This is a genomic window from Streptomyces sp. NPDC002838 (assembly GCF_040295365.1).
In the GTDB taxonomy this organism is placed as follows: domain Bacteria; phylum Actinomycetota; class Actinomycetes; order Streptomycetales; family Streptomycetaceae; genus Streptomyces.
Genome location: NZ_JBEOVF010000045.1, coordinates 75,936 through 84,241, shown reverse-complemented (window position 1 = coordinate 84,241; position 8,306 = coordinate 75,936). Strand labels below are relative to the sequence as shown.

Sequence of the window (8,306 nt, the reverse complement as noted above, 5' to 3'; positions counted from 1 at the left end):
CCGGTGTCCTCAAGGTCACCCGCGGGGTCAGCGAGGTCGTCGCGACGATCATGCTCAACGCGATCGCCACCTCCGTCATCGCCTACCTGTGCCGCGCCATGGCACCCGTGTTCATGTCGACCTCCTGCAATCCGGATGCCTGGGGGGAGGCACACGCTGCGACGGCGCTCCGCCGGGTTCGGCCGTCTCGCGACCGGCAGCCGGGCCGTCACAGTTCACGGGTGGCCACGGGGTGTGCCGTCGCTCAGGCCGCCGTCTGTCCGCGGTTGGTGCCGCCGCCCGACCGCTGCCCCAGTGCCTCGTCGCGCACACGGGCGCAGCTGCGGCTGATGAGGCGGGAGACGTGCATCTGGGAGATACCGAGGTGGTCGGCGATGCGGCTTTGGGTCATGTCCTCGAAGAAGCGCATGTAGAGGATGGCGCGTTCGCGCTCGGGCAGTCGGCGCAGGCCTTCCTTGGCGGACTCCCGGTCGACGACGACGTCGTAGGAGGCGTCCGAGGAACCCAGGGTGTCCACGAGGCTGTAGCCTTCGTCGCCGGCCGACAGCTCGGCGTCCAGCGACAGTGTGCTGAAGCTCTCGAGGGCCTCCATGCCGGCGGCGACCTCGTCCTCGGTCAGCCCGGTGTGGGCGGCGATGTCGGCGGCCGTGGGCTCGGAATTACCGGGGTTCTGGGTCAACTCCCGTCGCGCCAGCCGTACCTTGTTGCGCAGCTCCTGCACCCGGCGGGGCACCCTCAGCGCCCACATCCGGTCCCGGAAGTGCCGCTTGACCTCTCCGGTGATGGTGGGCACGGCGTAGCTCTCGAAGGCCCCCCGCTCCGGCTCGAACCGGTCGATCGCCTTGACCAGTCCCAGTGCCGCCACCTGCCGCAGATCCTCGAGCGACTCGCCGCGGTCGCGGAACCGGCCGGCGATCCGGTGGGCCATGGGCAGCCAGGCCGCGACGAGTTCGTCACGGACGGCGTCGCGTTCGGGGCCGTCCTCCAGTGCGGCCAGACGGGTGAAGAGGGCGCTGGTGTCGGGTGCGTCGTCGTGCTTACGCCGGGTGGCAACGTTCGGCTGGGTGGGCGTGCCGGGACGGCTTGTCGACATATCAATGAGCATGCGGAATCGCTCCTGAACGGTGGGTTTCAGGGACTTACCGCGGGAGGGCGCTGCCCGGATCACCCGGAGGGCCCCGGAGCAGCCACACAGCTCCCGCTGGCGCGCCTCCGGTCCGAAGCACGAAACTGCGTCTGCCCTGCCCCCGTTGGTACAAACTCCGGTTCCCAAATGTGCGGATCGAGTTTTCAGGACACGCGCACGGACAGGGGCACCACGGCGGTGATGCACTTCCCGCCCGCGGGCAGGCCGGTCACGCGTACGTCGTGCGCCAGTCGGCAGACGATGGGCCAGCCACGGCCGCCGACCCGGCGCCGCCCGCGCTCGTCGACCGGCGCGATACTCACCGGCAGTTCGTCGCTGCGGTCGCTCACCGACACGCGTACCCCGCGCCCCACGACGTCGACCTGAAAGTCCGTGATGCCACCGCCGTGCAGGATCGCGTTGGTGGTGAGTTCCGAGGCGACGAGCAGGGCGTCGGAGAGCGCCTCGGCGTCACACGGGGTGTGGGTGGCACGGCAGCGTTCCGTCACGGCCCGCTCCACGACCCTGCGCGCCTCGGCCGGTTTGCACGGTCGTGGCTGCCCGCACCGGTGCGCGGCGGTCGGTTCGAGGGCGGATTCGGTCCTGTGCTCCTCGCACATCCCTGAACTCCCTGATCGCTGAAAACAGAAGCCGGAGCCGGCGCATCTGCGGGCCATGTCCGGGCGAGGGCGCTCGCTGGCAGAGCGTCCGCCGCCGCAGCGGTCGTGCCCCCGCTGCGCGGGCTTCCGCAGGTGTCTACTCTTCGGCTGACCTCTCCCTGGCGTGCCAAACCTCACAACCCGGACGGGAGTCGGGCCATCCCTGCGCGTCGAGCGGGTACGCGGTTTCCATGACCGATGTGGTGGACTCAGACGAACTGCTGCGACGCATCCAGCGCGCCCGGGCCTGCGCGGAAGAGGAGGAGCGGGCCTGGCGGACACGCCGCGACAACCTGCGGCAGGCCGACCCGGACGGGGCGCGTGACGCGGCCGTACGGAGCCTGGCCTACGAGAGTGTGCTGAGGGTGCTGGACGAGATCCTGACCCCGGGCAAGCACGACGACGAGGCATGACTGGTGACGCATGACGTACCGCCCTCGGCGGCTGCCTGATTGGCGCCGTCGGGGCCGGGGACCCGAGCTCAATGGCTGCCGATCACACCCGAGCACCGGTTCTGGAAGCCCTGGCCGACTACCACCGCCGGGGGCGGCTGTCGTTCACGCCGCCGGGCCACAAGCAGGCCCGCGGTGCCGACCCCGCGGTGCGCGAGGTGCTCGGCGACGCGGTCTTCCTCGGTGATGTGCTCGCGTCGGGCGGCCTGGACGACCGGCTGACCCGGGGCCGGGTGCTGCAGCGCGCCCAGGAACTGATGGCTGAGCCGTGCACGCCGAGCACACCTTCTTCAGCACGTGGGCAGTTCCCTGTCCGTCAAGGCGGCGATGCTGGCCGTGGCGAGCCCGCACGAGAAGCTGCTGATCGGACGGGACGCCCACAAATCCGTCGTGTCGGGGCTGATCCTGTCCGGCATCGAGCCCGTCTGGATCGAGCCGCGATGGGACGCCGAGCGGCGGCTCGCGCATCCACCGTCCGCCGCGGAGTTCGAGCAGGCCTTCGACGCCCACCCCGACGCGAAGGGCGCCCTGATCACCAGCCCCACGCCGTACGGCGCCTGCGCGGACCTGCGGGCGGTGGCCGAGGTGTGTCACCGCCGCTCGGTCCCGCTGGTCGTGGACGAGGCCTGGGGCGCCCATCTGCCCTTCCACCCCGACCTGCCGTCCTGGGCGATGGACGCCGGCGCCGACATCTGCGTGACCAGCATCCACAAGATGGGCAGCGGCCTGGAGCAGGGTTCGGTCTTCCATCTTCAGGGTGATCTGGTCACGCCGGCGCTGCTGGGGATGTGCGCCGATCTGCTGGGCACCACCAGCCCGTCGGTGCTGCTGTACGCCGGGCTGGACGGCTGGCGCCGGCAGATGGCCCTGCACGGCAAGAAGCTCATGGGCGCCGCGCTGGATCTCGCCGCCGAGGTCCGGGCGGCCGTCGAGAAGACCGACGGGATGCACGTCAACGACCGGGACGACTACTGCGGCCCGGGACTGGCCGACGACCTGGACCCGCTGCCGGGCGTCATCGACATCGAGGCACTCGGCATCACGGGGTACCAGGCGGCTGACTGGCTGCGGGAGCACAGGCGCATCGACTGCCATCTGACCGACCATCGCCGCATCGGCGCGCAGATCACCCACGCCGACGACCACGAGACGGCCGCGGAACTGCTCGCCGCGCTCAAGGGCCTGGCCCGGGCGGCGCCGGAGCTGCGCCCGGCGCCGCGGGTGGAGGTGCCGTTGCCGTCCGAGTTACGGATGCCCCAGGCCCGCCTGCCCCGGGACGCGTTCTTCGGACCGGCCGAGAACGTGCCGGTGTCCGAGGCCGCCGGGCGGGTCGCAGCGATGATCACGCCGTATCCGCCCGGAATCCCGGCCGTCCTCCCCGGTGAGCGGCTGACGGAGCCGGTGCTGCGGTACCTGCGCACCGGCCTGGCCGCCGGGATGAACCTCCCCGATGCCAGCGACCCCGCGCTGGAGACGATCAGGGTGGTCCCCCGGGACACCGAGTGACCACCGGGTGACGATCAAGTGACCACAGAGTGAAACGGGTCACGTGACCCGGATCTGGCTACGCACATCCCCCATAGATGGTTTACGGTTCATTCATACGTGGCCACGGGGTCGACCGCATCCGTCCCCCGCACGCCACCGCTAACGGCCCTGGCTGGTCTCCCCCGTCCAGCCAGGGCTTTTTCATGCCCTCGGCGGCGTCGGCCGGCATGCCGGCCGACGCTCTGCGGAGAATTCGTCAGTTCGCCGAGGTGCCCGGGGCTCCGTCAGCCGCTGAAATGGGCACAGGGATAACACCGGAACCCGTCGCCGGCGAGGAGCCCCGTGTCATGACCAAAGCGATCAAGCTGCTGACCGCCCTTCCGCCGCCTCAGCGCCGGAGCCTGATGAACCTCGCCCGAGAGGTCTCCTTCCCCGAGGACGCCCGCATCTTCGAGGCGGGAGGGACGGCCGACCGCTTCTGGGTGATCCGCTCGGGAGCGGTCTCCCTGACCCAGCAGGTGACGTCCCACCAGCGGGTGACCGTCGCCAGCCTCGGCTCGGGGGATCTGCTCGGCTGGTCGTGGCTGTTCCCGCCGTACCAGTGGGACTTCGGCGCGGAGGCCTTCAGCCCGGTGCGCGCCTATGAGTTCGACGCGGCCTCTGTGCTGCGGCTGTGCGAGGAGGATCCGCAGCTCGGGGTGATCCTGGTCCGCAGCGTGGCGGAGATCCTCGCGCACCGGCTGGAGACCACGCGGGGCAAGCTCATGGAGCAGTACACGATGCACCGGCGGGGCGCCCTGTAGCGCACCGGGCGGCGGTCTCAGACGCGGTAGCGGCGCAGCGCCGGCACCGCGAAGGCCAGGCTCAGCATGACGGCCACGACCAGGAGCCCGCCGCCCGCGACCGCCGTACGGGCACCGAAGGCCGAGCCGGCGGTGCCGTGCAGGACGTCGGCGAGGCGGGGGCCGCCCGCGACGACGACGGTGAAGACGCCCTGCATGCGGCCACGCATCTCGTCGGTGGCGGCGGACAGCAGGATCGCCCCGCGGAAGACCATCGAGACCATGTCGGCGATCCCGGCCGCGGCCAGGAACACGACCGCGAGCCACAGGCTGCCGCTCAGTCCGAAGCCGGTGATGGCCGCGCCCCAGGCGACCACCGCGCCGATGACCATCCAGCCGTGCCGGCGGGCCCGGGAGAACGTGCCGGACAGCAGCCCGCCGACCACCGCGCCGATGGGAATCGCCGCGAACAGCAGGCCGAGCGCGAGCCCTTCGCCGTAGGGGGCGTAGGTCTGGGACGCCAGTTGCGGGAACAGGGCACGGGGCATGCCGAAGACCATGGCGATGATGTCCGCGAGGAAGGACAGCAGCAACACCTTGTGCGCGGCGATGTAGCGGAAACCGGCTGCGATCTCCCGCACGCCGGCCCGCCGCTTCCCCGTGGTCGCGAGGGGCGGCAGCGAGGGCAGCCTGTAGACCGCCCATACGGTGACGCACAGCGCGAGGGCGTCGATGAGGTACAGCTCGGGCAGTCCGATGACGGGGATGAGGGCGCCGGCCAGCAGCGGCCCGACCACCTGGCCGGTCTGCATGACGGTCGAGCCGAGGGCGCTCGCGGCGGCCAGTTGCTCCTTGGGGACCAGGCGGGCGATGGAGGCGTTGCGGGCCGGGGCGTTCAGCCCCCAGAACGCCTGCTGCACGGCGAGCAGGACCATCAGCACCGCGACCGAGTCGAGCCCCGCCACGGCCTGGAGCCAGAACAGGACGGAGGTGACGGCGATGCCGCTGTTGGTGATCAGCAGCAGCTTGCGGCGGTCCATGCTGTCGGCGATCGCCCCGCCCCACAGCGCGAACACGATCAGCGGCAGCAGGCCGGCGAGGCTCGCGGCGCCGACCCAGGCCGAGGAGCCGGTGATGTCGTAGATCTGCTTGGGCACAGCGACGGCGGTGAGCTGGCTGCCGACGGCCGTGACGATCGTGGAGGACCACAGTCGGCGGTAGGCCGGGATGCGCAGGGGACGGGTGTCCATGGCCCAACGGCGCCATCCGCTCCGGTCCTGCTTCGCCTCGTCCGCCGCAGCCGACTGTGGTTCGGTGCCGCTCTCGCTCGTGTCCACGGGCTTCCTGGTTGCTCGTTACATCTTTCGGACCAGGGATCACTATCGCAGCACCGGCCGGGCGTTCCGGATCCGCATCCTCACGTTCCGGCGATCAGCATGCTCCCGAGGGCGATCATCATCGCGGCGACCAGTCCGTCCAGGACCCGCCAGGCGGCCGGTCTGGCCAGGAAGCGGCCCAGCAGCCGGGCGCCGAAGCCCAGCGCGGCGAACCAGCACAGGCTGGCCAGGGCGGCGCCGAGGCCGAACGTCCAGCGCAGCGGGCCGCGGTCGGCGGCGACGGTGCCGAGCAGGAACACGGTGTCGAGGTAGACGTGCGGATTGAGCCACGTCATCGCCAGACAGGTGAGCACGGCTCGCCGGCGTGAGCCCTCCGCCTCGCCGTCGGCGCGCAGGGCGCCGCCCGGTCTGATCACCCGGCGGGCGGCGAGAGCGCCGTAGCCGACCAGGAACGCGCCGCCGATCCAGCCGATCGCGGTCAGCGCGCCCGGCCACGCGACCACCACGGCGCCGACACCGGCGACGCCGAGGGTGATGAGCAGGGCGTCGGACAGGGCGCAGATGCCGACGACGGCGAGGACCGCGTGGCGGCGGACGCCCTGGCGCAGGACGAAGGCGTTCTGGGCGCCGATGGCGGCGATGAGCGAGAGGCCGGTGCCGAATCCGGCGGCAGCGGCGGTCAGGGAGGCGGACATGACGTCGACGCTAGGGAAACGATCACAGGGAGTACAGCTAAAGATTCTTACGTAGCATTAGCTGCTGTGATGCTGACGTGATGATGACGGAACTCCCGCTCGACCAGGTGCGGACGCTGCTCGCGGTGGTGGACGAGGGCACGTTCGACGCGGCGGCCGCCGCCCTGCATGTCACGCCGTCCGCGGTCAGTCAGCGGGTGAAGGCCCTGGAGCAGCGCACGGGACGCGTGTTGCTGGTGCGTACGAAGCCGGTGCGGCCGACCGAGTCCGGCGAGGTCGTCGTGCGGTTCGCCCGCCAGTTGGCCCGGCTGGAGCGGGACGCGAGCGTCGAGCTCGGCATGAGCGGCGACGGGGAGCCGACCCGGGTCTCGATCGCGGTGAACGCGGATTCCCTGTCGACCTGGTTCCTGGAGGCGCTCACGCGCGTTCCCGAGGAACCCCGGCTCTGTTTCGAGCTGCGTCGCGAGGACGAGACCCGCACGGCCGCGCTGCTGCGGGAGGGCCTGGTGATGGCCGCGGTGACCTCGTCGCCGGATCCCGTGGCGGGCTGTTCCGTGCGCGCCCTGGGCCGGATGTGCTACGTCGCGGCGGCGAGCCCGGCGTTCGCCGAGAGGTATCTCGGCGAACCGCTGCGGGACGCGCTCGCCAACGCGCCGGTGCTGGTCTTCGACCGGAGCGACGACCTCCAGGACGCCTTCGTGCGCCGGCTTGGCAGGGGTCGGGGCGCGGCGAGCGCTGTACGGCACTTCGTCCCCACCTCGGAGGGCTTCGTCGAGGCCGTCACGGCGGGTCTGGGCTGGGGCCTGGTGCCGGAGGTGCAGGCGGACGGGCTGCTGCGCGAGGGCCGCCTCGTTCCCCTGGCACCGGACCGCACGGTCGACGTCCCGCTGTACTGGCAGCAGTGGAAGCTGGACTCCCCCGCGCTGGCCGCGGTGGCCGAGGCGGTGATGACGGCGGCCTCCGAGGCCTTGCGCTGACCGTTGACGGCCTCCGGTCGGACTCGAAGCGTCGCGTCAACCGTTGACCGCTTCCAGCCGAGCCGCCGCACTGTCCAGGAGCATCTCCAGCGCCGTGGGATAGGCGCTGGTCACCATGCGGGTGGCCAACAGAGGTGCCGCCTCGGCGATGCGGGGATGGGTGGTGCGGGGCAGGCGGGCGTACGTCGAGCGCCACATGTCCTCGTCGGCGCGCTGTGCGGCGTTGGGCAGGGCGAGCGAGGCGGCGTCGAGCGCGGCGAAGGCCAGGGTCTGGTCGATGAAGGCGTGGTAGACGCGCACGGTGTCCGCCGGCGGGAACCCGGCCGTGCGCAGGACGTCCAGGACCGCCTCGTCGGCGGCCAGTTCGTTCGCCCGGCCGGTGACCCGGTTCGTGGTCAGCAGGGCGGCCTGCGGGTGGGCGATGTACGCGGCGTGGATGCGCAGCCCGACGGCCCGCAGGTCCGCCCGCCACTCCCCCGTCGGCCGCCAGCCTTCGAGAGCCTGGCCGATGAGCGCGTCGCCGATGGCGAGGGTCAGGTCGTCCATACCGCGGAAGTACCGGTAGAGCGTGGACGGGTCGGCGCCCAGGGCGAGGCCGAGACGGCGGGCGGTGAGGCCGGCGCTGCCGTGTTCGCGCAGCATGCGCAGCGCCGTGTCGACGATCAGCCGCTCGGAGAGCACGGTGCCGCTCTTGGTGGGCCTGCGCCGACGCCGCTTCTCCTCGGGAACCACGGGTTTGGGCATTCATCGCTCCTTATGCCAACGCCATTGACCTTATGTGAACCGGCGG

The 8,306-nt window shown here is 71.5% G+C and carries 8 protein-coding genes and 2 pseudogenes; 5 read left to right on the top strand and 5 right to left on the bottom strand.

Annotated features, from left to right (window positions below; all coding sequences use genetic code 11):
• Nucleotides 1-155 (top strand): annotated as a pseudogene (locus ABT063_RS52425) (ABC transporter permease); the annotation flags it as partial.
• 89 nt (nucleotides 156-244) lie between these two features.
• On the opposite strand, the gene ABT063_RS39595 reads toward ABT063_RS52425, so the two are convergent.
• Nucleotides 245-1,105: a SigB/SigF/SigG family RNA polymerase sigma factor gene (locus tag ABT063_RS39595; RefSeq protein ID WP_351065552.1), complete on the bottom strand. Its 861-nt coding sequence runs from the start codon at nucleotides 1,103-1,105 to the stop codon at nucleotides 245-247.
• A gap of 185 nt (nucleotides 1,106-1,290) precedes the next feature.
• Nucleotides 1,291-1,746 (bottom strand): ATP-binding protein, encoded by a 456-nt coding sequence (locus ABT063_RS39590; protein ID WP_351065550.1) that lies wholly within the window; start codon nucleotides 1,744-1,746, stop codon nucleotides 1,291-1,293.
• Nucleotides 1,747-1,976: 230 nt separating this feature from the next.
• Here ABT063_RS39590 and ABT063_RS39585 point away from each other — a divergent pair, with 230 nt between their 5' ends.
• From ABT063_RS39585 to ABT063_RS39575, 3 genes and pseudogenes are all read left to right on the top strand, one after another.
• Nucleotides 1,977-2,198, top strand: a complete 222-nt coding sequence (locus ABT063_RS39585) for a hypothetical protein (RefSeq protein ID WP_095754478.1) — start codon at nucleotides 1,977-1,979, stop codon at nucleotides 2,196-2,198.
• A 71-nt stretch (nucleotides 2,199-2,269) separates the two neighbouring features.
• Nucleotides 2,270-3,743 (top strand): annotated as a pseudogene (locus ABT063_RS39580) (aminotransferase class I/II-fold pyridoxal phosphate-dependent enzyme).
• A 329-nt stretch (nucleotides 3,744-4,072) separates the two neighbouring features.
• Entirely contained in the window at nucleotides 4,073-4,528 is a 456-nt protein-coding gene (locus tag ABT063_RS39575; RefSeq protein WP_351065548.1) for a cyclic nucleotide-binding domain-containing protein, read from the top strand.
• A gap of 17 nt (nucleotides 4,529-4,545) precedes the next feature.
• Here ABT063_RS39575 and ABT063_RS39570 read toward each other — a convergent pair whose 3' ends face one another.
• Together ABT063_RS39570 and ABT063_RS39565 are read right to left on the bottom strand one after the other, a co-directional pair.
• Entirely contained in the window at nucleotides 4,546-5,844 is a 1,299-nt protein-coding gene (locus ABT063_RS39570; protein ID WP_351065546.1) for an MFS transporter, read from the bottom strand.
• An 80-nt stretch (nucleotides 5,845-5,924) separates the two neighbouring features.
• Nucleotides 5,925-6,539 (bottom strand): LysE/ArgO family amino acid transporter, encoded by a 615-nt coding sequence (locus ABT063_RS39565; protein WP_351065544.1) that lies wholly within the window; start codon nucleotides 6,537-6,539, stop codon nucleotides 5,925-5,927.
• A gap of 80 nt (nucleotides 6,540-6,619) precedes the next feature.
• On the opposite strand from ABT063_RS39565, the gene ABT063_RS39560 reads away from it, so the two are divergent.
• Nucleotides 6,620-7,516 carry a LysR family transcriptional regulator ArgP gene (locus ABT063_RS39560; protein WP_351065542.1) on the top strand — a complete coding sequence of 299 codons (897 nt, stop codon included), beginning with the start codon at nucleotides 6,620-6,622 and terminating at the stop codon, nucleotides 7,514-7,516.
• A gap of 36 nt (nucleotides 7,517-7,552) precedes the next feature.
• On the opposite strand, the gene ABT063_RS39555 is transcribed toward ABT063_RS39560, so the two are convergent.
• The gene (locus ABT063_RS39555; protein ID WP_351065541.1) at nucleotides 7,553-8,260 is read right to left on the bottom strand and encodes a TetR/AcrR family transcriptional regulator; all 708 of its coding nucleotides are present in this window, start codon (nucleotides 8,258-8,260) and stop codon (nucleotides 7,553-7,555) included.
• Nucleotides 8,261-8,306 lie beyond the last annotated feature (46 nt).

Coding starts and splice junctions, on each gene's coding strand:
- ABT063_RS39575 (WP_351065548.1), top strand. CDS start 4,073: ATGACCAAAGCGATCAAGCTGCTGACCGCCCTTCCGCCGCCTCAGCGC.
- ABT063_RS39565 (WP_351065544.1), bottom strand. CDS start 6,539: ATGTCCGCCTCCCTGACCGCCGCTGCCGCCGGATTCGGCACCGGCCTC.
- ABT063_RS39585 (WP_095754478.1), top strand. CDS start 1,977: ATGACCGATGTGGTGGACTCAGACGAACTGCTGCGACGCATCCAGCGC.
- ABT063_RS39590 (WP_351065550.1), bottom strand. CDS start 1,746: ATGTGCGAGGAGCACAGGACCGAATCCGCCCTCGAACCGACCGCCGCG.
- ABT063_RS39560 (WP_351065542.1), top strand. CDS start 6,620: ATGATGACGGAACTCCCGCTCGACCAGGTGCGGACGCTGCTCGCGGTG.
- ABT063_RS39595 (WP_351065552.1), bottom strand. CDS start 1,105: ATGCTCATTGATATGTCGACAAGCCGTCCCGGCACGCCCACCCAGCCG.
- ABT063_RS39555 (WP_351065541.1), bottom strand. CDS start 8,260: ATGCCCAAACCCGTGGTTCCCGAGGAGAAGCGGCGTCGGCGCAGGCCC.